The sequence below is a fragment of the Pseudomonas fluorescens group sp. PF-1 genome, from assembly GCF_054481335.1.
The window spans coordinates 1,812,664-1,839,641 of record NZ_JBTMNG010000001.1; the positions used below are offsets into that span (position 1 = coordinate 1,812,664).

Consider the following 26,978-nt stretch of genomic DNA (forward strand, 5'->3'; position numbering starts at 1 on the left):
CGGCGTCCTTCAAGCAGTTTTCGGGATGAGGCGCTCAAGCAGCGCCTCTACAGTATTAAAGCGCTCTTCTGCGCGTTCCATCGGGACCATGAATTTAAACACCGTGGCCCCTTCGAATTTGTAGCGTTTGGGCTGGCTCTGGATCAGTTTGATCAGGGTCAGCGGGTCGACCGGGGTTTGCGCCGCGAACTCGATGCGGCCACCTTGCGGACCGCCGTCGACTTTCTTGATGCCCAGCAACTCGGCCTGCAATTTCAGGGCGGTGATGCGCATCAGGTTCTTGGTCGGCTCCGGCAGCAGGCCGAAACGGTCGATCATTTCCACTTGCAGGTCCTTGAGGCCTTCTTCGTCGGTGGCCGAGGCGATGCGCTTGTAGAGAATCAGTCGTGCGTGGACGTCTGGCAGATAATCCTCGGGAATCAGTGCCGGCACCCGCAAGTTGACTTCCGGACCACCGCCCAGTGGTTGGTCGAGGTTCGGCTGTTCGCCCTTGCGGATCGACTTCACCGCGCGCTCGAGCATTTCCATGTACAGCGTGAAACCGACTGCCTGGATCTGTCCGCTCTGGCCATCGCCGAGCAATTCGCCGGCGCCGCGGATTTCCAGGTCATTGGTGGCGAGCACGAAACCCGCGCCGAGGTCCTGGGTGTTGGCGATCGCTTCCAGGCGCTTTTCCGCGTCCGGGGTGATTTGCTGGCGCGGCGGTGTCAGCAGGTAGGCATACGCCTGGTGGTGACTGCGTCCGACCCGGCCGCGCAACTGGTGCAACTGTGCCAGGCCGAACTTGTCGGCGCGCTCGATGATGATGGTGTTGGCGCTGGGCACGTCGATGCCGGTCTCGATGATGGTCGAGGCGATCAGCACGTTGAAGCGCTTGTGGTAGAAGTCGCTCATGACCTGTTCGAGTTCGCGTTCGCGCATCTGCCCGTGACCGATGCCGATCCGTGCCTCGGGCACCAGTTCGGCGAGATCGGCGGCGCATTTCTCGATGGTCTTCACGTCGTTGTGCAGGTAGTAGACCTGGCCGCCACGCAGCAACTCGCGGAGCAGGGCTTCCTTGACCGTGCTCTTGTTCTGCTCCATGACGAAGGTCCGCACGGACAGGCGACGCGCCGGCGGCGTGGCGATGATCGACAGGTCGCGCATACCCGACACCGCCATGTTCAGCGTGCGCGGAATCGGTGTGGCGGTCAGGGTGAGAATGTCGACTTCGCTGCGCAGTGCCTTGAGCTGTTCTTTCTGGCGCACACCGAAACGGTGTTCTTCGTCGATGATCACCAACCCGAGGTTTTTGATTTTGACGTCGTCCTGCAACAACTTGTGCGTGCCGATGACGATGTCGATCTTGCCTTCGGCCAGGTCCGCCACCGCCGCATTCACTTCCTTGGTCGACTTGAAGCGGCTCATCACTTCCACGGTCACCGGCCAATCGGCGAAACGGTCGCGGAAGCTGTTGTAGTGCTGCTGGGCGAGCAGGGTGGTCGGCACCAGAATCGCCACTTGCTTGCCGCCGTGCACGGCGATGAACGCGGCGCGCATGGCCACTTCGGTCTTGCCGAAACCGACGTCGCCACACACCAGGCGGTCCATCGGTTTTGGCGCGAGCATGTCTTCGCGCACCGCTTCGATGGTGGTTTGCTGATCGGGCGTTTCTTCGAACGGGAAACCGGCGCTGAAGGTGGCGTAATCGGCTTTCGGGTCGGCGAAGGCATAGCCTTCGCGGGCGGCGCGACGCGCATAGATGTCGAGCAATTCGGCCGCAACGTCGCGTACTTGTTCAGCGGCTTTGCGCTTGGCTTTCTGCCAGGTCTCGGAGCCGAGGCGGTGCAGCGGGGCCAAGGCATCGTCGCTGCCGGTGTAGCGGGCGATCAGATGCAGGTTGGCTACCGGTACGTAGAGCTTGGCGCCCTCGGCGTATTCCAGGGCGAGGAATTCGGCGGTCTGGCTGTCGATTTCCAGGGTGGCGAGGCCAAGGTAGCGACCGACCCCGTGATCGATATGCACCACCGGCGCGCCTTCGCGCAGTTCGGTGAGGTTCTTGATCACGGCATCGTTGTTGGCATCGGCGCGTTTTTCGCGACGACGGCGCTGCATGACGCGCTGACCGAACAGCGGGCTTTCGGCAACCAGGGCCAGGGCTGGATCGTCCAGCAGCAAGCCTTCATCGAGCGGCGCGATAGTGATCGCCAGGCGTTCCTTGCCGGCGACAAAGTCCGGCCAGCTGTCGACGGTTTTCGGTCGCAGTTTCAAACGTTCCAGCAGTTCCAGCAGCACTTCGCGGCGGCCTGCGGATTCGGCGGTAAACAGCACACGTCCGGGAAACTGGTCGAGAAAACCCGCCAGCGCCGCCAGCGGTTGGGTGGCTTTGGCTTCGATGGCCAGGTTCGGCAGTTCCCGGGCAGGGAAGCGTTCGCGACCGACGCCCGTTTCCACGTCCTGTTGACTGGCGACCACCCGTGGCCAGTTCTTCAGGCGCGCAAAGCAGTCTTCCACCGGCAGGAACAACTCGGCGGGCGGTAATAAAGGACGGGATGGGTCGACGCGCCGCTCTTCATAGCGATTGCGCACGTCGTTCCAGAAGTTTTCCGCCGCCTGTTCGATGCCTGGCAATGAGAACACTTGAGTGTCCTGGGGCAGGTAGTCGAACAACGTTGAGGTTTCTTCGAAGAACAACGGCAGGTAGTACTCGATGCCAGCCGGGGTAATCCCGCTGCTCAAGTCCTGAAAGATCGGGCAGCGGCGGAAGTCGACGTCGAAGCGCTCGCGGAAACGTGCCTTGAAACGGGTCACGGCTTCTTTCTGCAGCGGGAATTCCTTGGCCGGTAACAACTTGACCGAATCGACCTTGTCGATAGAACGCTGGTTCTCCGGATCGAAGGTGCGCAGGGTTTCGATTTCGTCGTCAAACAAGTCGATCCGGTAAGGCAGCTTGCTGCCCATCGGGAACAGGTCGATCAGCGAGCCGCGCACCGTGAATTCGCCATGCTCGTACACGGTATCGACGTAACGGTAGCCGGTGGCTTCAAGGCGAGTGCGCATTTGCTCGACGTCGAGCTTCTGTCCGACCTCCAGCACCAGGCTGCTGCCGAGCAGAAATTTGGTCGGTGCCAGGCGGTGCAGGGCGGTGGTGATCGGCACCACCAGCACACCGTGCGCCAGTTCGGGCAGTCGATACAGGCTGGCGATGCGCTGGGAAATGATGTCCTGGTGCGGCGAGAACAGATCGTAGGGCAGGGTTTCCCAGTCGGGGAAATGCAGCACAGGCAAATCCGGGGCGAAGAAACTCAGCTCCTGTTCCAGCCGTTCGGCGCTTTGGCTGTCGGCGGTCAGTAGCAGGGTAAAGCGCTTGGCCGCGCTGGCGGCCTCGGCGATGGCCAGGCTCAGGGCGGCACCGGGCAGGTTGCCCCAATGCTGTTTACCTGCCGCGGCAGGGAGATGCGGTAGACGCAGAACGGGCACGGAAGGTTGAGCTCCAAGCGTTGCGACAAAGTCGGTAATTGTAGCGGCCTCGGGTGCCGCCTGTCAGTTGCAGACTGTGTCTATTACGCCGGTTTGGCGAAATGTAGTGGTAAAGACAAAAAACGCCTGTTTTTTATCAAGAATTATTGAATATGTAGTGGTAAAACGAACGAGTGTTACGGAGGGTTACGCACAACGCGATGTAACCCACTGAAAAACTGAGTGGGCTGCGAGCCCCGGTTTTATTGGGTTTGCGCGAGGTGTGATTTTTTTGAGCGGAGAATTGTTACGGATCGCACGACAGGCGCGCATTGCTACGCGAGTCACTCGGCGGCATAATGTAGCCCCTTTTTTCTGCCCCTACATGTGGAAGGTTCCCGTGACTCAGAAGCCCGACCAGTGTCTTGGTGAATGGATCGACCGTGAAGCACTCGCAGAAGCGATGATTCCGCTTATCGGTCAGCTCTACCGCAATAACAACGTGGTGAGCTCGATCTATGGCCGCAGCCTGATCAATCGTTCAGTCATTGCGATTCTCAAAGCTCACCGCTTTGCTCGTCATCGTCAGTCCGACGACAGCGAGCTGTCCGTCCACGAAACATTCCCGCTGCTCAAGGCGATGAGCGAGCTCAAGCTCGGCGCCGCTTCGGTAGACCTGGGCAAGCTCGCGGTCAAATTCAAGACCCAGGGCAATGGTCGCACTGTCGAGCAGTTCGTCCGTGAAGAACTGGCTGACGTGGTTGGCCAGCAGAACGCTTCCGCTCGCAAAGGCACCGACGTGGTCCTGTACGGCTTCGGTCGTATCGGCCGTCTGCTGGCGCGCATCCTGATCGAGAAAACCGGTGGTGGCGACGGCCTGCGTCTGCGCGCCATCGTTGTCCGCAAGGGCGCCGAGAACGATCTGGTCAAGCGTGCGAGCCTGCTGCGTCGTGATTCGGTTCATGGTCCGTTCGATGGCACCATCACCATTGATGAAGCCAACAACACCATCACCGCCAACGGCAACCTGATCCAGGTTATCTACGCGAAAAACCCGACTGAAGTGGATTACACCCAGTACGGCATCAAAGACGCGCTGCTGGTGGATAACACTGGCGTATGGCGTGACGCCGATGGCCTGGGCCAGCACCTGGCCTGCCCGGGTATCGACCGCGTTGTCCTGACCGCGCCTGGCAAAGGCAAGCTGAAGAACATCGTTCACGGCATCAACCATGCCGAGATCACCGCTGACGACAAGATCATTTCGGCCGCTTCCTGCACCACCAACGCCATCGTGCCGGTGCTGAAGGCCGTGAATGACAAGTTCGGCATCGTCAACGGTCACGTTGAAACGGTTCACTCGTACACCAACGACCAGAACCTGATCGACAACTTCCACAAGGGCGATCGCCGTGGCCGTAGCGCCGCGCTGAACATGGTCATCACCGAGACCGGTGCTGCCACTGCCGCTGCCAAGGCCTTGCCTGAGCTGGCCGGCAAGCTGACCGGTAACGCGATCCGCGTTCCGACGCCAAACGTGTCGATGGCCATTCTCAACCTGAACCTTGAGAAAGCCACCACCCGCGACGAGATCAACGAGTACCTGCGCCAGATGGCCATGCACTCCGATCTGCACAAGCAAATCGACTACGTCAGCTCGCAGGAAGTGGTTTCCACCGACTTCGTTGGCTCGCGCCACGCAGGCGTTGTGGACGCTGAAGCGACCATCACCCAGGACAACCGCGTTGTACTGTACGTTTGGTACGACAACGAGTTCGGCTACAGCTGCCAGGTGGTTCGCGTGATGGAAGACATGGCCGGTGTAAACCCGCCAGCATTCCCGCGCTAAGCCTTAGCGGCACATGAAAACGCCCCGACATTGTCGGGGCGTTTTTGTTTGGGCGATTGTCGTGTCCAAATCATGCGCCAATCACAAAAACTTGCGGAAACTGGCAAGCCAGATATGCAAAGTGCCAGTACTTATATCTTTTTAATCTTTCAGCTAACAAGTTCAGAATTATCCAAAATTCGATCAAAAGTTCATTGGTGTATAAAAAATAAAAACTCTCAATGAAAATAAGTGGTTGTCGGTTCAGTGAAGTTAAATGAATTAAATGGATCCGATTTTTTCAATGGTACATATTTGACGCCATTTAATTGTCCGGCCCAAATGCTTGACACCCTTCGTGACTGAATCTAGTGTCGCCAATGTAAACGCCCGCTCTGCCACGGGCCTGTTGAGTCTCGCTACGCTTGCAGTACAACAACTCTCCAAAAAGACAGGAATCTCATTCCTGCTCACATCACCATAAAATCAAGTAAATCTGCGTCGGCTTAGTTGCTGGCCAACCGATCGGTTTCGTTTTGCTCACCCTGCCAAAAGTGTTTCGCAGTCACGGTTTGTTATTGCCTGGCTGATATGCGGTTGGTCTATCGGGAGAGTCAGATATGGCAGAAGAACGCTCAAGGCTATTGTCACTGTTGCCACGCCTGGTGGGGTTGGGTGTCCTTGGATTTATCGTCTGGTTACTGTTGTCGACCTTGCTGATGCCACTGGTGTCCGCCTCGGCGACACGGGCGATTTTGAATGCGCCGGTGATTCTGTTGACCACTCCGATTGATGGCGTGGTGAGTTCGTTGGAGGTCAAGCCCGGCATGACTTTCAGTCAGGGCCAGAAAATTGCGGTGGTGGAAAACCCGCGAGCCAACCAGGAAACCCTGCTGACCCTGCAAACCCGGCGCCTGACCCTGGAGCAACAGTTGTCCTCGTCAACCAGTCAGGCCGAGCACGATCAGCGGTACTACGAGGAACTGGAGAAAACCAGCGAGCAGTACCAGGCCGCGTTTCACACTCGCCAGCTCTTCACTCAAAAAGCCCTGAAAGCCGAAAACAGTGCGGCCAGTGCACGGTTGATAGACGCTCAGGAAACCGTCGAGCGCAACCTCGAGTTGTTCGTCCAGGGGGCCGTGAGCGGTGCGGTGGTCGCGCAGTCGAAAGCCCAGTTGGCTTCGTTGCAGGGTGCGGCCGAATCGGTGCGCTCGCAATTGCGGATCACCGACGGTGACGTCAGTGCGGCAAGCAAGCAGGTTTACCTCGATCCCGATCAACTGCGCATGTTCGATCTCAGCGCGCAGATGACCACGCTCAAACTCAGTCTGGAGAACCAGGCTCGCAACCGCCGGGCGTATCAACAGGAACTCGACAACCTCAATCAGTTGATCGAAACCGAGCAGAACCGGGTCAAGTTGATGGCCGGCTACGACGTGGTTGCCTACTCGCCCGGTACCGTCCAGGAGTTGCTGGCGCCTCAGGGCACGCTGGTGCAGGCCGGCTCGACCTTGTTGCGCGCCACCGATTGCGGACAAAGCTACGTGATTGCGGTGTTCCCCGAGCGCATGGCCAGCAAGATCGACCGCGACAGCGTGCTCACGGTGAAAATCCGTGGGTTGAACGAACCCCTCAAGGCCAGCGTGGTGCAGTTGCTGTCCAGCACGTCGGACATTCGCGCCAACACCTACAGCGTGCCGTTCCCCTATGCCGAGCAGAATTCGGTGTACGTCGTCGGCACGTTTGCCTCAGACCTGACGGACGCCCAGCGAGCCATGACCTGCAACCCAGGGTTGTGGGCCAGTGCCGAGGTGTCGCGACCATGAACATTGTTCTGCGCGGGGGATTGAGCTTGATGCTGCTCGTCAGCGGGGTGTCTGCCATGGCGGCTCAGCCGAGGCCGCAACTGGCGGCAATGACCTGTGCGGCGCTGGATCAAGCCGTCACAGCCCTGCCGGCGGGGCCGGTGCTGGTGGCCAGTTACCCGCCGCTGGATGGGCATCCTGCGCCGATCCTGGCGTTGCGCGGCGTGGCGTTCACTTACGATAACGCGCTGGCCAGCATTGCCTTGTTTGCGTGCGGCAAGGCGGAGTCGGCGCGGCGGATCGCCGATGCACTGGTCTTCGCGACACGGCACGATCCGGAATATCAGGACGGACGCCTGCGCAATGCCTACGCCGCCGGTGCCGTGGGTTCGCCGTCGATGAAATTGCCGGGTTACTGGAGCGTCGAGCGCAATGCCTGGAATCAGGACGCGTACCAAGTCAGCAGCGCCACCGGCAATCAGGCGTGGGCAGCCCTGGCGCTGTTGGAGGCCTACCGGCAGAGCGGCGAAGCGTCTTACCTGGAGGCCGCACGAAAAGTCCTGCACTGGTCGCAGAAAAACACCTACGACGGGCAATCGCCCGCCGGTTTCAGTGGTGGCTACTACGGGTACTTTTCCAAACAGGTCCAGCAGAACTGGAAATCCACTGAGCACAACGTTGACCTCGCCGCGGCGTGGTCGGCACTCGATGCAGTTGCACCCAATAGCGATTCGGCAGCGCAGGCGAAAATTGCCCGGCAGTTTGTCTCAAGCCAGTGGGATGCCGGGGAAGGGCGCTTCCTGATCGGCACCGGTGCCGATGGCCGGACGTCTGACCGCGAGCGATCAGGGCTCGATGCGCAGATCTGGCCCTTGATAGCCCTGCATGACCCACCCAGGGACTGGCGTCGGGTCTTTGCCTTCATCGATCACGCTCACCGTGCTGGCGAGGGGTATGGATTCAATCGCGACCCCGATGGCCTGTGGACCGAAGGCACCGCGCAAGCCGCTGCCGTGGCGCGCTTGAGTGGCTTGAGCGACAAGGCGCAGCCGCTGTGGAGCGTGCTGCTGGCCCAAGAGGCTGGCAATGGATGGCTGTACGCAACGCCGGCACCGCGCATCAGTACCGGACTGGCCATAGGCCCGGACTCGGTCACCAATGACTTTTTCTACTACCACCTGCCTCACTTGGGCGCCACAGCGTGGGCGGCGATCGCGGCCACCGGCGTCAATCCTTTTACCGGCTCTCAAGAGGCTGACTGACATGCAGGCACTGGACTCGCTGCAACTGCTGCAAATCAATTTCTGGACGCTGGCGGCGGTGGTGCTGTTCACCTGCCTGACCCACCGTGATCAATGGGCCGCGCGGGCCGGTTTTGGCGCTGTCACCGCCTTGTTGCTGATCAATTACGCGGCCTGGCGAATTCGCGACACGTTGCCAGACGGCCATTCCGGATTCGCTACGGTCTGGGCCTATGCCTTCCTGTTTTTCGAGATGTTGGCGATTGGTTACACGCTGTTCTCCATTGTCGTGATGCTCTGTCGCACGGATCACCGCAAAGAGGCCGATGCCGGTGAGCGACGTCTGCGTGCGCAAGGCAGCGCAGTACCGGCGGTGGATATCTTCATCGCCACCTACAACGAAGGCCTCGATATTCTCGAAAAAACCATCATCGCTGCCCAGGCGATCGACTACCCGAACTTCACCATCTGGGTGCTCGACGACACCCGGCGCGACTGGTTGCGCGATTACTGTGCCGAGGTGGGCGTGCAATACGCGCGGCGCCCTGACAATTCCCACGCCAAGGCCGGCAACTTGAACAACGGCTTGCGCCAGTCGGCGGCCGCCAGCAATGCGCCTTACATTCTGGTGCTCGATGCCGACTTCGCGCCACAGCAACCCATTCTGCTGCGCACGCTGGGGCTGTTCGACGATCCCAAGGTCGGCCTGGTGCAAACACCGCAGTTCTACTACAACCCCGATCCGATCCAGCACAACCTCGGCACGTCAGCCTGCTGGGTGGATGAGCAGCGGGTGTTCTTCGATGTGTTCCAACCGGCGAAGGATGGCTGGGACGCGGCGTTTTGTGTCGGCACGTCCTTCGTGGTACGACGCGATTTGATTACCGAAGTCGGCGGTTTTCCGACCGGTTCGGTGTGCGAAGACATCTACACGACCTACCGCTTGTTGCAAAAAGGCTACGTCACCCGCTGGTTGAATGAGCGTCTGTCGATCGGTTTGTCCGCCGAAGGCCTGACCGAGTACATCAACCAGCGCGGGCGCTGGTGCCTGGGCACGATCCAGGTGGCACTGCTCAAGGAAGGCCCGCTGCGCGGCAACGGCTACACGCTCAACGACCGGTTGCACTATGTGCATGGCCTGATGCACTGGTTTTCCAAACCGTTCATTTTGATGATGCTGGTTTCGCCGGTGCTCTACTGGTACTTCGGCATCGCCGGGTTCTACGCCAATCCGGTGGACTTCCTGGCCTTCGGCATGCCGGCGCTGATTGCCTTCTGGGGCTATGGCACCTGGGTCACCGACCGGCGCACTTTGCCGATTTTCACAGAGGTCACCCAGATCGTCGCCTCGCTGGCCGTCACCGCGACCATTGCCAGCGCCATGATCCGACCGTTCGGGCGGCCGTTCAAAGTCACCGCCAAGGGGATTGATCGCTCACGCACGATGGTGCACTGGAAGTTGTTCGGGTTCTTTTTTGCCTTGACGCTGTTTTCGCAGATCGGTGCCTACATCGCTATCAGTACCGCTGCTTCGTTTGACGGCAACATGATGTTCAATCTTTGCTGGACGGTGGTCGCGCTGATCTACAACCTGGCCACGCTGGTGGCTTGTGTCGACCGGCCACGGTTGCATGGCGAGGAACGTTTTCCATTCGATAAGGCCACGGGGTTTCGCTTCGGCGGTAAAGTCCTGTCCGGTCGCCTGGTGGACATCTCCCTCAGTGGCGCGTCCTTGACCTGCGCCTTTGCGTCCTCGATCAAGCCGGGGCTGTGTGGTCAGGTGTGGGTCGACAAGCTGGGCTGGCTGGACGTGGAAGTCATGCGCAATCACGGCGACGACCGATTGGGCTTGAGGTTTGCCGACCTGGACGAAGCGCGGCGGCGGCGGCTGATCGCACGGTTGTTCAGTGATGCGTCGATCAACGTCGTCAGCAAGGCGGAGCCGGCGCAAGCCTTTGGCACGTTACTGCAGCGTTCCCTATTGGGTGAGAAGCGTCTGGCGCCGCGTGCGCCGAAACCGGTCAAGGCGCCGTCTTACGTCTCGCCTGCACGCTGGCGGCCGGTCCGGGTTCGTTCGCGTCAACCGTCTCTGCCGTCCCTCAATGTCAGTCGCTCAAGCCTGTGGACACTGCTTCTTTCTCCCTTGCGAGCTTTGCTCGGCCAACGCTTGTAGGTGCGCGCCATGAACAGTTGCTTATCCACGTCTTGCTTCATGTCTTTGCTGCTGCTCGGTGGTTGTTCGCTGGAACCGACCTACGAGAAGCCCGATGCACCCATCGACCAGCAATGGCCGGTGAACACCGCCGGTGAGTGTTGCAAGGGCAAGCAGGCGTTCGACAAAGACTGGCGCGGTTTTGTGGTCGATGAACGACTGCGCCAGTTGATTGAAATGGCCCTGGTCAACAACCGCAGCCTGCGTCAGTTCGCGGCCAGTGTCGAAGAAGCGCGGGCCGGTTATGACAGTGCCGAGTCGGGGCTTTTTCCTACCATTGGCATCGACACTTACGCCGGGCGCAGCAAGCTGCCGCCTCTGGTGCGCACGCCTGGTGGTGGTGCCACGGCCGGCAGTATCGCCAATACATTTCAGGCCACGGCGGGCTTTACGTCCTACGAGTTGGACTTTTTCGGCCGCCTGCGCAGTCAACGCAATGCGGCGGGGGCACGCTTCGAGGCGTCCGAGGCGGACTATCAAACGGCACGGCTGGCGCTGATCGGCGAAGTCGCCAGCACCTGGTTGAGCCTCAAGGCCAATCAGCATTTGCTGGATCTTGCGCAGAGCACCTACCAATCCCAGGACCGCTACGGCCAACTGTTGCGCAAGAGCTATAACCTCGGATCCAGTGCCCGGATCGATGTGCACCAGGCCGACGCGCAGACCAATACGGCGGCGGTGCAAGTCAACACTTACCGCATGCAAGTGGCGCAGAACACCAATGCGCTGCGAGTGCTGGTGGGACAGCCGATACCGGTGGGGCTGTTGCCCACCGGTGCGCTGGGTGAGCGGATGGCGACGCTCGATGTGCCGGCCGGATTGCCCTCGGCGCTGGTTGAGCGCCGGCCGGACATCATGTCGGCCGAGGCGCAGTTACGCGCAGCCAATGCGGATATCGGCGCGGCACGCACGGCGTACTTCCCGACCTTTTCCCTGACGTCGGCGCTGGGCAGTCTGAGCGGGGACTTTTCCCGTTTGCTCAGCGGGCCGGCCGAGTTTTGGTCGTTGGCCTTGGCGGGTTCGTTGCCGTTGATCGACGGCGGTGGGCGACGGGCACAGGTGGATGCCAGCCATGCGCGCTTCGACGGTCAGGCTGCGGCCTATGAGGCCACGGTGCAGAACGCGTTTCGTGAAGCCGCCGATGCCTTGAATGCCCGGCAGGAGATGCTCACGCAAGTGGAGTTCCAGAAAAAACTGGTGGGGGATTACCAGGAAGCCTATCGGCAGTCACGCCTGCGTTTCGAGGCAGGCATGGACAGCTACTTCTCCACCATGGACGCCCAGCGTTCGTTGTTTGATGCGCAGCAGAAGTGGGCGCAGCTGGAACTGGCTCGGGAGATCAATCAGGTGACGTTGTACAAGGCGCTGGGAGGCGGGTGGAGTCAGTCGTTGAAGATGGCAGATCGGTGAATCTTCGGTGTCTGGTCAGGCCTCTTCGCGAGCAGGCTCGCCCACAGGTTTTGTGGTGTTCACAAATCCTGTGGGGGAGGGCTTGCCCGCGATAGCGATCTGTCAGGCGCCGCCAGCCACTGAGGCGCGTGCGGTGCGAAGTTCATGCTTGTTGCCGCGGAACAGTACCAGCGTCGCGATCAACCCCAGCATCGCCGCAGCGCTGAGCCAGATCCCCGGTGCCGCTTTGTTGTCCAGCACATGGATCAGGTAAGTACAGGCCGCCGGGGTAAAACCGCCGAAGGTCGCCGTCGCCAGGCTGTAGGCCAGGGAGAAGCCGGTTGTACGAACTTCCACCGGCATGATCTCGGTCAGGGCCACCACCATGGCGCCGTTGTACGAGCCATAGAGGAACGACAACCAGAGTTCGACGATCAGCAGATGGCTGAAGCTCGGGTTCGCCACCAGCCACGACAATGCCGGGTAGGCGGTGAGAATCGCCAGAATGGTCGCCGCCAGCAGTAGGGGTTTGCGTCCGATCTTGTCTGACACGGAACCCATCACCGGCAGCCAGAAGAAATTCGAGAGGCCGATGCACACGGTGACCAGCAAGGCATCCATGTCCGACAAGTGCAGTTCGGCTTTGCCGAAGGTCGGGGTGTAGGCGGTGATCAGGTAGAACGACACCGTGGTCATCACCACCAGCGCCATGCCGGCGATGACGATGCCGAAATTCTGACTGATCGAACGGACAATTTCGCGCAGGGTTGGACGATGCTTGCGGGCCTGGAATTCCGGTGTTTCTTCCAGCGAACGACGTATCACGAAGATCACCGGCACGATCATGCAGCCGATCAGGAACGGAACGCGCCAGCCCCAATCACCCATTTGTTCCGGGCTGAGCCAATGGTTCAAGCCAACACCCAACAGGCCGGCGAATACCACCGCGGCTTGCTGGCTAGCGGACTGCCAGCTGACGAAGAACCCTTTGCGGCCCGGCGTGGAAATTTCCGCCAGGTACACCGACACGCCACCCAGCTCCACCCCAGCCGAGAAACCTTGCAGCAGTCGACCGAACAGCACGATCAGCGGAGCGGCGACTCCGAGGGTCGCGTAGCCCGGCACGCAGGCGATCAATATCGTGCCGGCGGCCATCAAGGCCAGGGTGATGATCAGCCCTTTGCGACGACCGTGGCGGTCGATGTAGGCACCGAGAAAAATCGCCCCTAACGGGCGCATCAGGAAACCGGCTCCGAAAGTGGCCAGCGAGAGCATCAGGGATGCGAAAGCGCTATCGGCAGGGAAGAAGGTTTTGGCGATGGCCGTGGCGTAGAAGCCGTAGACCATAAAGTCGAACATCTCGAGGAAGTTGCCGCTGACAACGCGAAAAATCGCCTTGCCTTTGCCCGTATTAGAGGACATTTGAACGTACTCGCTGTTGGCTGTTTTATTGGAGATCCCTGATTCAGATGCGTCCCTTCCTGTCGCTGAAAGGCAAGGTACCTTTGGCGAGCATTTTGTAACAATATGTGTGGCGATATGGATAGGCAACCATTAATTAGCTTGCTGCTTAAACGTTTTTGCCATTACACGGTTCGAATGGCGCACTGGAGCGAATTAAGTGGGACACGCAGCGCAAAAATGTCGGGGCCTGTCGCATAATCGCTGGCCTTGGCGTTGTGCCATGGACTGTCGGGGATGCAGGGTTTGTTGAATGGGCGGCTGTTTGGTCTTGTGGCTCTGATCGTCGTGTTGTCCGCCTGCGGCAACGGCGACTCCATGGAAAGCTTTGGTGGCCCGACCATGGGCAGCACGTATTCGATCAAGTACGTGCGCCGTGCCGGTCTCCCGGCGGCGGCAGATGTTCGTGTCGAGGTGGAAAAAATCCTCGCTGACATCGATCGGCAACTGTCGACCTACCGCAGCGATTCGGATATCGAGCGCTTCAATGACCTGCCCGCCAATCGCTGTCAGAAAATGCCCGCGTCCATCCTCAAATTGATCCGCGTGGGTGAACAACTGTCGGAGCAAAGCGAAGGCTCCTACGACCTGACGGTGGAACCGCTGCTCAATCTTTGGGGGTTTGGCCCGCAGGGGCGCGAGGAAAAAGTCCCGGCTGAACAGGCGTTGGCGCAAGCGCGTCAGCGAGTCGGTTATCAACACCTGCGCATCGAGGGCGATCAGCTGTGCAAGGACGCTGCCGTCGAGGTCGACTTCAACAGCATTGCCGCCGGTTACGCGGTCGATACGATTGCCGCACGACTCGAAGCGCTGGGCATTCACGACTACTTGGCCGAAGCCACTGGCGAACTCAAGGCCGCAGGCAAGAAGCTTGACGGTTCGCCGTGGCGCATCGCCCTGGAAGAACCTCGCGACGATCAACAGGTGGCCGAGCGTGTCGTCGCCGTCGACGGTTTCGGCTTGTCCACCTCCGGCGACTACCGAAATTATTTCGAGCAGGATGGGCGGCGTTACTCCCACACCTTCGATGCCCGCAGCGGTGCGCCGGTCTCACATTCACTGGCATCCGTCACGGTGATTCATCCTTCAGCGTTGATGGCCGATGGCTTATCGACGCTGTTGTTGATTCTTGGCCCGGAGCGCGGTTGGGACTACGCGGAAAAACACGATATCGGCGCATTTTTTGTGATTCGTGCCGATACAGGTTTCGTCACACGTACCAGTCACGCTTTTGAGCGGGTCACGGGTGGGAAAACCGAATGATCACGGCGTTTAAAGCACTGAAGATCGACGTTGTAGCGCAGGCAAAACTAGCCTACGACGCGACCAAGGGTTAATGTGCGCGGCGTTGACGCTTCTATAGACTGTGTCCGGGTTCTGCACTGGCCCCAAATTGTTCCTTCATGCCACAGATTGGCGTGATTTAGCCGCAGGTGCCGATGGCGCCACGGCCTGTTCTGAGGAGTACGCATGGCTGTCTACAACTACGACGTGGTGGTGTTGGGTTCCGGCCCGGCGGGGGAAGGCGCGGCAATGAACGCCGCCAAAGCGGGACGCAAGGTGGCGATGGTCGATAGCCGTCGCCAGGTCGGCGGCAACTGCACTCACTTGGGCACCATCCCGTCCAAGGCACTGCGTCACTCGGTCCGGCAGATCATGCAGTTCAACACCAACCCGATGTTCCGGGCCATTGGTGAACCGCGCTGGTTCTCGTTCCCGGACGTGCTGAAAAGCGCCGAAAAAGTCATCGCCAAACAAGTCGCCTCGCGCACCGGCTACTACGCCCGTAACCGCGTCGACGTGTTCTTCGGCACCGGCAGCTTCGCCGACGAGCAAACCATCGAAGTGGTCTGCGCCAATGGCGTGGTCGAAAAACTGGTGGCCAAGCACATCATCATCGCCACCGGCTCGCGTCCGTATCGTCCGGCCGACATCGATTTCAACCACCCGCGTATCTACGATAGCGACACCATCCTCAGCCTCGGCCACACCCCGCGCAAACTGATCGTTTACGGCGCCGGGGTGATCGGTTGCGAATACGCATCGATTTTCAGTGGCCTGGGTGTACTGGTCGAGCTGGTGGACAACCGTGGTCAGTTGCTGAGCTTCCTCGACTCGGAAATTTCCCAGGCGTTGAGCTACCACTTCAGCAACAACAACATCACGGTTCGCCACAACGAAGACTACGACCGCGTCGAAGGTGTGGACAACGGCGTGATCCTGCATCTGAAGTCCGGCAAGAAGATCAAGGCCGACGCCTTGCTCTGGTGCAACGGCCGTACCGGCAACACCGATCAACTCGGTATGGAAAACATCGGCGTCAAGGTCAACAGCCGCGGCCAGATCGAAGTCGATGAGGCTTATCGCACCTGCGTGCCGAACATTTACGGCGCCGGTGACGTGATCGGCTGGCCGAGCTTGGCCAGTGCCGCCCACGACCAGGGCCGGTCGGCCGCTGGCAGCATCGTCGACAACGGCAGCTGGCGCTTCGTCAACGACGTACCGACCGGGATCTACACCATTCCGGAGATCAGTTCGATCGGCAAGAACGAGCAAGAGCTGACCCAGGCCAAAGTGCCGTACGAAGTGGGCAAGGCGTTCTTCAAGAGCATGGCGCGGGCGCAGATCGCCGGCGAGCCGCAAGGCATGCTGAAGATCCTGTTCCACCGCGAAACCCTGGAGGTGCTGGGCGTGCATTGCTTCGGTTATCAGGCGTCGGAGATCGTGCACATCGGTCAGGCGATCATGAGCCAGCCGGGCGAGCAAAATACCCTGAAGTATTTCGTCAACACCACGTTCAACTACCCGACCATGGCCGAAGCCTATCGGGTAGCGGCGTACGACGGCCTCAACCGGCTTTTTTGAGTGGCTCCGGCCGGTGGCCTGAGCCGGCCGGGGAGACCGATTTCAGCAATTCTCGAGCGTGGCAATGGCCAAACCGGGAAAGTCTGTAATCAGGCTGTCAACGCCGAAGTCAGCGAGTCTGCGCATCAGCGCAGGCTCGTTGACGGTCCATACCGACACATGCAACCCCTGACGCTGCGCCTTCTCCAGGCGTTCCGGCGTGCACAGGGTCCAGTTCAGCGCCAGAATCCCGCAGCCATAGCTTGCCGCGACCTTCAGCGGGTCGAGCCAGGCGTACTCGGCGACCAGTCCGCGGGACACGTCCGGCACCAGGTCCAGCGCAGCCTTGAGCACTTCCCGCGAGCTGGAGGTGATCGTCACCTTGTCCATCAGGCCATGGCGTTGCGCCATTTCCCGAATCGCCAGCACGGTGGTTGCCGCGCGGGTACGTGAAGCGCTTTTGACTTCCAGTTGCCAGTGATCGAAATCGCATTCTTCGAACAGCGAGTCCAGGGTCGGGATCGGGCATGGCTTGATCCAGCCCGGGCCGCCCTTGCGCGCGTCGTAGGTCACCAGCTCCGCCGCCGTGTGCTCGACCACCTTGCCGCGACGATCGGTGGTGCGCTTGAGGGTCGGGTCGTGGATGACCATCAGTTCACCGTCCATGGACAGGTGCAGGTCCAGTTCGCAACGGCGTACGCCGTGCTTGAGGCATTCCTGAAAGCTGGTCAGGGTGTTTTCCGGTGCTTCGCCCTTGGCGCCGCGATGGCCGTAGATGAGGGTCACGGTTCTTCCTTAAATTAATTGCCTGATTCGAGTTGTTCGCGGGCCAGGCGTCGTTCCTGGGCCTGCTTTTGCAAGATGTAGCGGGCCAGCAGTTGCCGCTGCGCGTCGGTCGGGTGTTCGAACTCGGTGCCGACGGCGTAGCTGTCGCCCTTGCGGTCGCAATGGGTGACGCGAGCGCGCAACAACAGGCCAAGGGCTTGCGGCATCAGCACCAGTTTGACCGACAGGTGTGCTCCGGTGGCAATGGGCGTGGGGTGCTGGAAGTCGATACCGCCTTCGGAGAGAATGACCGGCTGCGGTTCACCGATCTGCCCGAGTACGGTGATGGCGACCACCTGGCTCAGCAAATCGATGCGTTTGTTCTGGGATTTGAGGAACGCCGCGAGGTTGCGGTCACGCTCGCTGATCTGGCGCAACAGGTGCTGCGACTCGAATTCGCTCAGGTGCAGTTCACTGAGCACGTTGAAGAGTGGGGAAGCATCCTGCAACACTTCCTGGCCTGCGGCTTCGGGAGCGGACAGGGGCCGAATTTCCAGTGCGATCGTGTCCTCGATACGGTAGTATTCGCGGCGATCTTCTTCATCTAATGTCGACATGGCGAACCCATGGTAGCGGCGGTGGTCTGAGTGTAAAGCTGGTTATCAACCCCCGCCACAAGGACGTTCCTTTTCCCTCCGAACAAGCCCCGACATGTTCAGACCTCTCTTCGTATTTATCGGCACGCGTTATACCCGTGCAAAGCGTCGCAATCATTTTGTGTCATTCATTTCCCTGACCTCGATGATCGGACTCGCCCTCGGCGTGGTCGTGATGATCGTGGTGCTGTCGGTGATGAACGGCTTCGATCATGAGATGCGCACCCGCGTGCTGGGCATGGTGCCCCACGCGACCATCGAGTCCGGCGAGCCGATCAGCGATTGGCAAAGCCTTGCTACCAAGGTCAAGCAGAATCCGCAGGTGACGGCCGTTGCGCCGTTCACGCAAATGCAGGGGTTGCTGACCAACAACGGCAAGGTCTCGAAAGTCCTGCTCAATGCCATCGACCCGGCGCAAGAACGCCAGGTGTCGATCATTGATAACTTCATGCAGCAGGGCAAACTCGACGACCTGGTGCCGGGCGAGTTCGGCATCGTCATCGGTGACAAGGCGGCGGCCAAACTTGGCGCGGCGATCGGCGACAAGCTGACCTTCGTGGCGCCGGAAGTCACCGTGACCCCGGCCGGGATGTTTCCGCGCATGAAGCGTTTCACCGTGGTCGGCATTTTCCATGTCGGCGCCGGTGAGCTCGACGGTTACCTGGGCGTCACCAACCTGCAGGACCTGGCGCGGTTGCATCGCTGGAAGCCGGACCAGGTCCAGGGCCTGCGCCTGAAGTTCGACGACCTGTTCCAGGCGCCGCGCACCGCGTGGAGCATCGCCCGCGAGCTCGGCGAAGATCGTTACTACGCCCGCGACTGGACCCGTACCCACGGCAATCTGTATCAGGCGATCCGCATGGAAAAAGCCATGATCGGCCTGTTATTGCTGCTGATCGTCGCCGTGGCCGCGTTCAACATCATTTCCACGCTGGTGATGGTGGTTAACGACAAGAAGGGCGACATCGCGATTCTGCGCACCCTCGGTGCCACGCCAGGCACGATCATGCGCACGTTCATGGTGCAAGGCACGGTCATTGGCGTGGTCGGTACGGCCATCGGTGCCGTGGTCGGGATCTTCGCCGCGCTGAATGTCAGCGCCGCGATCTCGGCGCTGGAAGGCCTGATCGGGCACAAATTCCTCAACGCCGACGTGTATTTCATCGATTACCTGCCGTCGCAGGTGCAGAGCCAGGATGTGTTGATGGTCTGCGCCGCCGCGTTGGTCCTGAGTTTCCTCGCCACCCTGTATCCAGCCTGGCGTGCCGCGCGCACCCAGCCTGCGGAGGCGCTACGTTATGAGTGAGTCGGGCATGAGTGATAAAGCAATCTTGAGCTGCCGCAACCTGGGCAAATCCTATGAGGAAGGCCCGGAGTCGGTGCAAGTGTTGGCCGGCCTGCAACTGGAGTTGCACCCGGGTGAGCGCGTGGCAATTGTCGGCACCTCGGGTTCGGGTAAAAGTACCTTGCTCAATCTGTTGGGAGGCCTCGACACGCCGACCAAAGGCAGCGTCTGGCTCGACGGTGAGGAACTGTCGGCCCTCAGTGAGAAGAATCGCGGCCTGCTGCGCAACCGCTCATTGGGTTTCGTTTATCAGTTCCACCACTTGCTGCCGGAATTCACCGCGCTGGAAAACGTCTGCATGCCGCTGCTGATCGGCAAGACCGCTATCCCGGAAGCGCGCCAGCGTGCAACGGCGTTGCTGGAGCGTGTGGGGCTGGGCCATCGCCTGGAGCACAAGCCGGCGGAGTTGTCCGGTGGTGAGCGTCAGCGTGTCGCCATCGCCCGCGCCCTGGTGAACAAGCCAGGCCTGGTCATGCTCGACGAGCCGACCGGCAACCTCGACTCCCACACCGCCCAGGGCATCCAGGACTTGATGCTGGAACTCAGCACTTCGATGCGCACGGCGTTCCTGGTGGTGACCCACGACATGAACCTGGCCCGCCAGATGGATCGCGTCCTGCATTTGCAGGAAGGTTGTCTGACGCCTATCTGATTGGCTGAAACCCGGCGGGGATGAAAATCACGTCGGGTCTTTTATTTTTATACGGTGCCCCAGCGAATGTTCAGACCGTTATCGATCTTTATCGGCACGCGCTATACCCGCGCCAAGCGCCGCAATCGCTTTGTTTCCTTCATCTCGATGACCTCGATGATCGGCCTCGCCCTGGGCGTGCTGGCGATGATCGTGGTGCTGTCGGTGATGAACGGCTTCCAGCGCGAAATGAGCTCTCGCATCCTCGGCATGGTGCCGCACGCCACGATCGTCGGTGTAAACCCTATCGATGATTGGCAGCCGGTAGCCGCCGCCGCGATGAAAAATCCCGAAGTGACGGCGGCCGTGCCGTTCACTGAGATGGAAGGCATGCTGTCCTATAAAGGCACGATGCAGCCAATCCAGGTCAGCGGCGTTGATCCGGCGCTGGAAGGCCAGGTGTCGATCGTCGCCAAGCACATCGTCCAGGGACGTCTCGATGCGTTGAAGCCAGGTGAGTTCGGCGTGGTGATCGGCGAAATCACCGCACGGCGCTTCCGTTTGAACGTGGGCGACAAGATCACCCTGATCGTGCCGGAGGTCAGCAATGCGCCGGGCGGTATCACCCCGCGCATGCAGCGTCTGAACGTGGTCGGCGTGTTCAAGGTGGGTGCCGAACTTGACGGCACGATGGCACTGATTCACATGGCCGACGCCGCGCAAATGCAGCATTGGGCGCCGAATCAGGTGCAGAGCGTGCGCCTGGCGGTGAAGGATCTGTACGCCGCGCCGCAGGTTTCCAGCGATATCGCCAGCGGTCTGGGGGCGGCCTACAAGGCTGACGACTGGACCCACACCCAGGGCAGCCTGTTCAGTGCGATGAAGATGGAAAAAACCATGATCGGCCTGCTGTTGCTGATGATCGTCGCAGTGGCGGCGTTCAACATCATCGCGACCCTGATCATGGTTGTGAACGACAAGGGCGCGGACATCGCGATCCTGCGCACCATCGGCGCCACGCCGCGTCAGATCATGGCGATCTTCATGGTGCAGGGCACGGTCATCGGGATTGTCGGCACCCTGATCGGTGGTGTACTTGGCGTGATCGCGGCGCTGAACGTCAGTGAAATGGTGGGTTGGATCGAGCGGGTCAGCGGGCAGCACATCTTCAGTTCCGACGTGTATTTCGTCAGCAACCTGCCGTCCGAACTTCAGGGCGGGGATGTGTTGTTGATCTGCTCGGCGGGGTTCGTGTTGAGCTTCCTGGCAACGGTTTACCCGGCGTGGCGTGCGGCGAAGATCGAGCCGGCTCATGCGTTGCGTTATTCGTAAGCGCTGAAATCGCATTCGCCGGCAAGCCGGCTCCTACAGTGTTGTGGACAACGCAAAACCCTGTGGGAGCTGGCTTGCCAGCGAAGAGGCCGGTCCTGCTAGCCTCATACCTCCTTCGGCAACTCAATCACAAACCGCGTCCAGCCGTTTTCCGATTCGCAATGAATCTTCCCGCCGTGGGCGTTGACAATCGACTGGGTAATCGCCAATCCCAATCCCGCATGCTCGCTGCTGCCTTCGTGGCGTGCAGGATCCACGCGGTAGAAGCGGTCAAACAGGCGCGGCAGCAAATCCTTTGAAATCCCGTCGCCGCTGTTTTCAACTGTCAGGCTCAGTCCTTTGGGTTGATCGATTATCTTCACCCGTACCTCGCCATCAGCGGGCGTAAACCGCAACGCATTGTCCAGTAAATTGGAAAGCGCCCGTCGCAACATGTTCCGATCACCCATCATGTGCCCGTGACCTTCGCGGTTCAGCGTCACCCGAACGTCCTCGGCCAGCGGTGCGAAAAATTCCAGTAACACATCCGCCTCTGCCGCCAGATCCAGCGCCTCGCGTTTGGGCATCAACAATCCATGGTCGGCTTTCGCCAGGTACAACATGTCGTTGACCAATTGCGCCATCCATTGCAGTTCTTCGAGGTTGCTGTGCAGCGCTTCGCGGTACTCTTCGATGGGGCGAGGGCGGGTGAGGGTGACTTGGGTGTGGGTCAGCAGGTTCGACAGCGGTGTGCGCAGTTCATGGGCGATGTCGGCGGAGAACGCCGAAAGCCGTTGAAAGGCGTCGTCGAGTCTTCCGAGCATTTCGTTGAAGCTGTGGGCCATTTCCGCCAGCTCCAACGGCATGCTCTCTTCCGGCAAGCGTGCGTTGAGCGAATGCGCTGAAACACCGCGGGCTATCGTGCTCATTCGTCGTAGTGGCCGCAACCCGCTGCGTGCCGCCCAGGCGCCGAGCAGGGCGGTGGCCAGGGCCGACAGGCCGACGGTCATCCAGATCAAATGCTGCATGCGTTGCAGGAAGTGTTGGTGATGGGTGATGTCCAGCAGCAGGGTCAATTGCGGTGAGTCGGGTTTGTCGTCAAACAAGGGTGCATTCAGGACGCGGTAGTCGGTTCCATGGTCATTGATGGTCGATAACCCCGGTTTTTGCGGCAGCATGTCCGGCAGGCTTGCGGAACTGTCATACCAGCGCCGGCCGTCGCTGCCGGTGATGCGCAATGAGAGATCGGCCTGGGGGCTTAATTCATCGGCCAGTTTGACTTCACTGTCCCGCGACTGAATGTCATGCAGCGCTCGCCGCACGCCGATCAGCTTGCTGTCGAGCAACTGCTGATCAAGCTCAACGAAGTGCGCCTCGCTGGCGCGGCTGAACAACACTCCGGCGAACAACGACACCACCGCCGTGCACGCCGCGAAAAGCAGTGCCAGGCGACTGCTCAGTGAAAGTCGAGGCATCAGGCTGGACGCTCTTCGAGTACGTAACCCATGCCGCGTACGGTGTGGATCAGTTTGTTGGGGAATTCATCGTCGATTTTCAGGCGCAGGCGGCGGATCGCGACTTCGATGACGTTGGTGTCGCTGTCGAAATTCATGTCCCAGACCTGGGAGGCGATCAGCGATTTGGGCAGCACTTCGCCCTGGCGGCGAAGGAGCATTTCCAGCAAGGCGAACTCCTTGGCGGTCAGGTCGATGCGCTGGCCGCCGCGTTCGACCCGGCGGCGGATCAGGTCCAGGCGCAGGTCGGCCAGTTGCAGGCTGGTTTCCTGGGGCGTCGCGCTGCCACGCCGCAACAGGCTGCGAACCCGGGCGAGCAGTTCGGAAAAGGCGAAAGGCTTGACCAGGTAATCGTCGGCGCCGAGTTCGAGGCCGTGAACCCGGTCTTCCACGGCATCCCGCGCCGTCAGAAACAGAACCGGCGTGTCCAGGCCGGCACTGCGCACGGCCTGCAGAATCTGCCAGCCATCGCGACCTGGCAGCATCACATCGAGAATCAGCAGCGCGTAGTCGCCGCTCAACGCCAATTGCTGGCCGGTGCTGCCATCGGCCACCAGTTCGGTGTTGAAGCCGGCCTCGCTCAGGCCCTGGCGCAAGTACTGGCCGGTTTTTGGTTGGTCTTCGACGATCAGCAGTTTCATGGGCGACTCGGGCTAAATGGAACGACAGCTTTATACCGTGGGCGGCAACGCGGCAGGCCTAGCTGACAAAGTTGTAATCTGGCTGTCAGGTTGCGGGCAGCGGTAACAGTCTAGAGTTTTCCACAGGCTGAACCTTATCTTGTTGGAGTACGACCATGTTTTTGCGCAAATCTTTGGCATTGGCCGCTTGTGTGTTGGCACTGAGCTCACCGGTCTGGGCCGCGCCAGCGAGTACCTACGACTTCGGCCAACCGGCACCCGCGTCCAAGGCGACCCGCAGCGTCGAGGTGGTGATGGGTGACATGTCGTTCACCCCCAAGGCCATTGATATCAAGGCCGGGGAGACCATTCGCTTTGTCCTGGTGAATAAAGGTCAATTGCTGCACGAGTTCAACCTCGGTGACGCGGCGATGCATGCCAAACACCAGCAGGAAATGTTGCAGATGCAGCAAAGCGGCATGATGACGCCTACAGGCATGATGAACATGGATCACGGGTCGATGGCCGGGATGGATCACTCATCTCAAGGGCATGCCATGAAGCACGACGACCCCAACAGTGTATTGGTAGAACCGGGTAAAACCGCCGAACTGACCTGGACCTTCAGCAAAGCCGCCAACCTGGAATTTGCCTGCAACGTCCCCGGTCATTACCAGGCCGGCATGGTAGGTAAATTGACAGTCAGTCAGTAAGCACTCAAAGGCGGGAACAAAGGCTGGTAGAATCCGCTGATTCTTCAGTCAGGTTTCCGCCATGCATCCCGCAGCCGAACACTCGCCGCTGGGCAAATCCAGCGAATACATCGCCACCTACACGCCGTCCTTGCTGTTCCCGATTCCGCGTACTGCGAAGTGGGCCGAGCTGGGCCTGACGGCTGAAACCCTGCCGTACAAGGGCGTGGACTTCTGGAACTGCTTTGAACTGTCGTGGCTGTTGCCGTCGGGCAAGCCGGTGGTGGCCATCGGTGAGTTCAGCATTCCGGCGGATTCGCCGAACATCATTGAGTCGAAGTCGTTCAAGCTGTACCTCAACTCCCTGAACCAGACACCGTTCGCCGACACGGCGAGCCTCGAAGCGACGCTGGTCAAAGACCTGTCCGCCGCCGCCGGCAAACCGGTCGGCGTGCGTATTCGCAGCCTGAAAGATGTCGAGGCCGAAGGCGTCGTGGCGTTGCCCGGTGTGTGCATCGATGAGCTGGATATCAGTGTCAGCAACTACGAGCATCCACGTCCGGAACTGCTGCGGTGCGATGAAAGCCGCATTGTGGAGGAGAGCGTGCACAGCCATCTGCTCAAGTCCAACTGTCCGGTCACCCGTCAGCCTGACTGGGGTAGCGTGACGGTGGAATACCGTGGCGCGGCGCTGGATCATGCGAGCTTGCTGGAATACATCGTCAGCTTCCGTCAGCACTCGGATTTCCACGAACAGTGCGTGGAACGCATCTTCCTTGACCTGCAGCGCTTGCTGAAACCGGAGAAGTTGACGGTTTATGCGCGTTACGTTCGTCGTGGCGGACTGGATATCAACCCGTATCGCAGTACTGAAGAGGTGCAGTTGCCGAACCATCGTCTGGTCCGTCAATGACGATCTAATGCAGGAGCGAGCAAGCTCGCTCCTGCAGGTTCTTTTTCAGATCCCCATGTTGCCCAAGGCTTGCGCGATGTTGCGCAGGGTGCCGGCCAGGGTCGGGTGTTCGAGTTCGAAGCGTTCCACCGCCAGATTGACGCCATCGGCGAGGTTGACATCCTTGGTCTTGGTTTCGAGTTCAAGTTCAAGCTGGATCTGTTGCATCAGCTTGTGCAGGTCTTCGCGTTCGACTTCGGTCAGCGGAGGATTCTTTTCCAATTGCTCGCGCAGGACATTGAGCTGTTCTTGCAGTTCGCGGGCAGGCATTGCGTTCTTCCTTTTATCGATTGGCATTGGCATAGACCGCGATGGCGCGCCAAAGGTCTATGGCTGACCTTTAGATTAATCCACTCCCGCCTAACCTGCATGATCTCGATCAGGGCTTTTCGCCTTTGAGCCGGCGCAGGCTGATATCGGCCAGGCAGGTGTCGAGCTCACCCAGGTGATCGATCACCGAATGTACGCCCAGGGCGAAAAGCTGCATCGTTGCCTTGCCGCGTTTCAAATCGCGCTCTTGAGGCGACAGCGCCTGCCATTCAATGGGCGACATCCCGCAAAGCGAGCCGCAGGACGCCAGGCCGATCGTCCACAGGCCGGCATTGAGCCCGGCTTGCAGCAAGCGCGGTTCGCCGCTGACCAGCACGCAGCCATCCAGCTTCTCGACGTTCAGCGCCATCAACGCTTGCCAGCAGGTGTGCGGCGCCGGCCAAGGATTGATTGTTTCGAGGTGTTGCGAAGGTTTGATCCATTCCGGCAGGGCGGCGGCCAACGGAAGGCTGAGGGAGGAGGGCAGTTCGTCGAGCCAGGCGCAGGGAATCTGTTGATGCTGCAAGCTGCGCAGGCTCTTCAGGGCGCCGGGCGTGGCCTCGGCGTGCTCGGCCGCGTGGCCACCGTTCAGGCGCGTACGGGCGCCGAAATCCACCAGGCAGCCACTGAGGCCGAACAGCACGGCGGTCAGGCGCGGCGCAGGTTGAGGTGAGGTTTCAGCGTGCGGCATGTCAACGTCCCTGAAATAGCCTCAAGGCTAAGCGACGACGGTGACAGTTGAGTGACATGGGTGTGAATGGCTCGCAATCGATGCAGAATCATCTGCGGCGCCAGTGGCCTGATGATGCCTAAAGCAGTCTTTCCGTCTTATACTGATGGTCTTTCCGCCGGGCCAATGCGTCCGTGTCAGTACAATCCAAGGAGTTTTTCTATGCGCTGGAGCAATCATCTAGCTCAGCTTTGTGTGTGCGCCAGCGCGTTGCTGGTTCCGTTCGTTGCCCAGGCAGCGTCGGAAGACGATCCTTGGGAAAGCATCAACCGCCCGATCTACAGGTTCAACGACGTACTCGACACCTATGCGCTGAAGCCATTGGCCCAGGGCTATCAGTACGTGACGCCGCAGTTTGTCGAAGACGGCATTCATAACTTCTTCCAGAACATCGGTGATGTGCGCAACCTGGCCAACGACCTGTTGCAAGCCAAGCCAGCCGCCGCCGGTGTCGATACGGCACGCCTGATTTTCAACACCACCTTCGGCCTGTTGGGTTTCATCGATGTCGGCACCAAGATGGGCTTGCATCGCAATGATGAAGACTTCGGCCAGACGCTTGGTTATTGGGGCGTGGGCAGTGGTCCTTATGTGATGCTGCCGTTCTTCGGCCCGAGCACCTTGCGTGACGCGCCCTCGAAATTCGTCGACACCTACACTGGCGCTTACCGCTATGTGGATGACGTGCCGGTGCGTAACTCGTTCTTCGTCCTGGATGTCACTGACACCCGCGCCAACCTGCTGTCGAGCGAGAAATTGATCACTGGCGACAAGTACACCTTCATCCGTAACGCGTACTTGCAGAACCGCGAATTCAAGGTCAAGGACGGTCAGGTCGAAGACGATTTTTAAATCTTGACCGATAAAACAAAAAAGCGGCCGTCATCGGGCCGCTTTTTTTTGTCTGGAGCGACGTTATTTCATTCTCAATATTGTAAGGCCGAGTTTCTGATTGCCGTCTTCCGGTTCTTTCACCCACACCACCTCGGTGTCGGCTTCGAGCCCTTTCAACGCTTCATGCTCGGATTCGATGCGTACAAGTAGCCGGTCACCGACCCTGAACGAGCGCTGCGCCTGAAGCTGCATGCCACTGCTGGAAAGGTCGATACAGACGGCTGGCACCTCATCCCCCTCATGAATCAGCGACACATCGGCATCGACCCGCATGCGGATGTAATCGCGCTTTTCGCTATAGTCTCGACGGGTTTGGCTCATGGGATTGATCCTTCCATTGG

The 26,978-nt window shown here is 59.9% G+C and carries 22 protein-coding genes; 13 read left to right on the forward strand and 9 right to left on the reverse strand.

Going from position 1 to position 26,978, the window contains the following annotated elements:
* Nucleotides 1-9: 9 nt before the first annotated feature.
* A complete protein-coding gene (gene mfd, locus ACX3YD_RS08595; protein ID WP_458959664.1) occupies nucleotides 10-3,459 on the reverse strand; it encodes a transcription-repair coupling factor in 3,450 nt (1,149 codons plus the stop codon).
* A 364-nt stretch (nucleotides 3,460-3,823) separates the two neighbouring features.
* Between mfd and ACX3YD_RS08600 the strand changes: the two genes are divergently transcribed.
* The 5 genes from ACX3YD_RS08600 (at nucleotide 3,824) to ACX3YD_RS08620 (ending at nucleotide 11,934) form a co-directional block, all read left to right on the forward strand.
* On the forward strand, nucleotides 3,824-5,287 hold the full coding sequence (locus ACX3YD_RS08600; RefSeq protein ID WP_047531350.1) for a glyceraldehyde-3-phosphate dehydrogenase: 1,464 nt from the start codon (nucleotides 3,824-3,826) through the stop codon (nucleotides 5,285-5,287).
* A gap of 599 nt (nucleotides 5,288-5,886) precedes the next feature.
* Nucleotides 5,887-7,092: an HlyD family secretion protein gene (locus ACX3YD_RS08605; protein WP_458959665.1), complete on the forward strand. Its 1,206-nt coding sequence runs from the start codon at nucleotides 5,887-5,889 to the stop codon at nucleotides 7,090-7,092.
* The gene (locus tag ACX3YD_RS08610; protein ID WP_458959666.1) at nucleotides 7,089-8,333 is read left to right on the forward strand and encodes a hypothetical protein; all 1,245 of its coding nucleotides are present in this window, start codon (nucleotides 7,089-7,091) and stop codon (nucleotides 8,331-8,333) included. The genes ACX3YD_RS08605 and ACX3YD_RS08610 overlap by 4 nt, the downstream gene beginning before the upstream one ends.
* A gap of 1 nt (nucleotide 8,334) precedes the next feature.
* Nucleotides 8,335-10,485 (forward strand): glycosyltransferase family 2 protein, encoded by a 2,151-nt coding sequence (locus ACX3YD_RS08615; protein ID WP_458959667.1) that lies wholly within the window; start codon nucleotides 8,335-8,337, stop codon nucleotides 10,483-10,485.
* A gap of 9 nt (nucleotides 10,486-10,494) precedes the next feature.
* Complete coding sequence (locus ACX3YD_RS08620) at nucleotides 10,495-11,934, forward strand: efflux transporter outer membrane subunit (protein ID WP_458959668.1); 1,440 nt, start codon at nucleotides 10,495-10,497, stop codon at nucleotides 11,932-11,934.
* 102 nt (nucleotides 11,935-12,036) lie between these two features.
* Here ACX3YD_RS08620 and tcuC read toward each other — a convergent pair whose 3' ends face one another.
* A complete protein-coding gene (gene tcuC, locus ACX3YD_RS08625; protein WP_047531340.1) occupies nucleotides 12,037-13,335 on the reverse strand; it encodes an MFS transporter in 1,299 nt (432 codons plus the stop codon).
* 276 nt (nucleotides 13,336-13,611) lie between these two features.
* On the opposite strand from tcuC, the gene ACX3YD_RS08630 reads away from it, so the two are divergent.
* Both ACX3YD_RS08630 and sthA read left to right on the forward strand, forming a co-directional pair.
* Nucleotides 13,612-14,637, forward strand: coding sequence for an FAD:protein FMN transferase (locus ACX3YD_RS08630; RefSeq protein WP_458959669.1), 1,026 nt, complete (start codon nucleotides 13,612-13,614; stop codon nucleotides 14,635-14,637).
* Nucleotides 14,638-14,844: 207 nt separating this feature from the next.
* Nucleotides 14,845-16,239 (forward strand): Si-specific NAD(P)(+) transhydrogenase, encoded by a 1,395-nt coding sequence (sthA, locus tag ACX3YD_RS08635; RefSeq protein ID WP_047531336.1) that lies wholly within the window; start codon nucleotides 14,845-14,847, stop codon nucleotides 16,237-16,239.
* Between the two features lie 42 nt (nucleotides 16,240-16,281).
* Here sthA and ACX3YD_RS08640 read toward each other — a convergent pair whose 3' ends face one another.
* Nucleotides 16,282-17,004 carry a glycerophosphodiester phosphodiesterase gene (locus tag ACX3YD_RS08640; RefSeq protein WP_047531334.1) on the reverse strand — a complete coding sequence of 241 codons (723 nt, stop codon included), beginning with the start codon at nucleotides 17,002-17,004 and terminating at the stop codon, nucleotides 16,282-16,284.
* A gap of 14 nt (nucleotides 17,005-17,018) precedes the next feature.
* Nucleotides 17,019-17,600, reverse strand: a complete 582-nt coding sequence (locus ACX3YD_RS08645; protein WP_458959670.1) for a PilZ domain-containing protein — start codon at nucleotides 17,598-17,600, stop codon at nucleotides 17,019-17,021.
* Nucleotides 17,601-17,694: 94 nt separating this feature from the next.
* Here ACX3YD_RS08645 and ACX3YD_RS08650 point away from each other — a divergent pair, with 94 nt between their 5' ends.
* From ACX3YD_RS08650 to ACX3YD_RS08660, 3 genes are all read left to right on the forward strand, one after another.
* Nucleotides 17,695-18,945 (forward strand): lipoprotein-releasing ABC transporter permease subunit, encoded by a 1,251-nt coding sequence (locus ACX3YD_RS08650; protein ID WP_130205936.1) that lies wholly within the window; start codon nucleotides 17,695-17,697, stop codon nucleotides 18,943-18,945.
* Nucleotides 18,946-18,952: 7 nt separating this feature from the next.
* A complete protein-coding gene (lolD, locus tag ACX3YD_RS08655) occupies nucleotides 18,953-19,636 on the forward strand; it encodes a lipoprotein-releasing ABC transporter ATP-binding protein LolD (RefSeq protein ID WP_167361784.1) in 684 nt (227 codons plus the stop codon).
* A 66-nt stretch (nucleotides 19,637-19,702) separates the two neighbouring features.
* Nucleotides 19,703-20,947: a lipoprotein-releasing ABC transporter permease subunit gene (locus tag ACX3YD_RS08660; RefSeq protein ID WP_047531327.1), complete on the forward strand. Its 1,245-nt coding sequence runs from the start codon at nucleotides 19,703-19,705 to the stop codon at nucleotides 20,945-20,947.
* A 104-nt stretch (nucleotides 20,948-21,051) separates the two neighbouring features.
* On the opposite strand, the gene ACX3YD_RS08665 is transcribed toward ACX3YD_RS08660, so the two are convergent.
* Nucleotides 21,052-22,401 (reverse strand): heavy metal sensor histidine kinase, encoded by a 1,350-nt coding sequence (locus tag ACX3YD_RS08665; protein WP_458959671.1) that lies wholly within the window; start codon nucleotides 22,399-22,401, stop codon nucleotides 21,052-21,054.
* Nucleotides 22,401-23,081, reverse strand: coding sequence for a heavy metal response regulator transcription factor (locus ACX3YD_RS08670; RefSeq protein WP_047531323.1), 681 nt, complete (start codon nucleotides 23,079-23,081; stop codon nucleotides 22,401-22,403). The genes ACX3YD_RS08665 and ACX3YD_RS08670 overlap by 1 nt, the downstream gene beginning before the upstream one ends.
* Before the next feature lie 155 nt (nucleotides 23,082-23,236).
* Here ACX3YD_RS08670 and copI point away from each other — a divergent pair, with 155 nt between their 5' ends.
* Both copI and queF read left to right on the forward strand, forming a co-directional pair.
* On the forward strand, nucleotides 23,237-23,773 hold the full coding sequence (gene copI / locus ACX3YD_RS08675; protein WP_103402681.1) for a copper-resistant cuproprotein CopI: 537 nt from the start codon (nucleotides 23,237-23,239) through the stop codon (nucleotides 23,771-23,773).
* Between the two features lie 61 nt (nucleotides 23,774-23,834).
* Entirely contained in the window at nucleotides 23,835-24,665 is an 831-nt protein-coding gene (queF, locus tag ACX3YD_RS08680; RefSeq protein ID WP_103402682.1) for an NADPH-dependent 7-cyano-7-deazaguanine reductase QueF, read from the forward strand.
* A gap of 45 nt (nucleotides 24,666-24,710) precedes the next feature.
* On the opposite strand, the gene ACX3YD_RS08685 is transcribed toward queF, so the two are convergent.
* Both ACX3YD_RS08685 and ACX3YD_RS08690 read right to left on the reverse strand, forming a co-directional pair.
* On the reverse strand, nucleotides 24,711-24,974 hold the full coding sequence (locus tag ACX3YD_RS08685; RefSeq protein WP_103402683.1) for a DUF4404 family protein: 264 nt from the start codon (nucleotides 24,972-24,974) through the stop codon (nucleotides 24,711-24,713).
* A 109-nt stretch (nucleotides 24,975-25,083) separates the two neighbouring features.
* Nucleotides 25,084-25,704, reverse strand: coding sequence for an HAD family phosphatase (locus ACX3YD_RS08690; RefSeq protein WP_458959672.1), 621 nt, complete (start codon nucleotides 25,702-25,704; stop codon nucleotides 25,084-25,086).
* A gap of 201 nt (nucleotides 25,705-25,905) precedes the next feature.
* On the opposite strand from ACX3YD_RS08690, the gene ACX3YD_RS08695 reads away from it, so the two are divergent.
* Nucleotides 25,906-26,595, forward strand: coding sequence for an MlaA family lipoprotein (locus tag ACX3YD_RS08695; protein ID WP_103402685.1), 690 nt, complete (start codon nucleotides 25,906-25,908; stop codon nucleotides 26,593-26,595).
* A 63-nt stretch (nucleotides 26,596-26,658) separates the two neighbouring features.
* On the opposite strand, the gene ACX3YD_RS08700 is transcribed toward ACX3YD_RS08695, so the two are convergent.
* Nucleotides 26,659-26,958, reverse strand: a complete 300-nt coding sequence (locus ACX3YD_RS08700) for a PilZ domain-containing protein (protein WP_103402686.1) — start codon at nucleotides 26,956-26,958, stop codon at nucleotides 26,659-26,661.
* Nucleotides 26,959-26,978 lie beyond the last annotated feature (20 nt).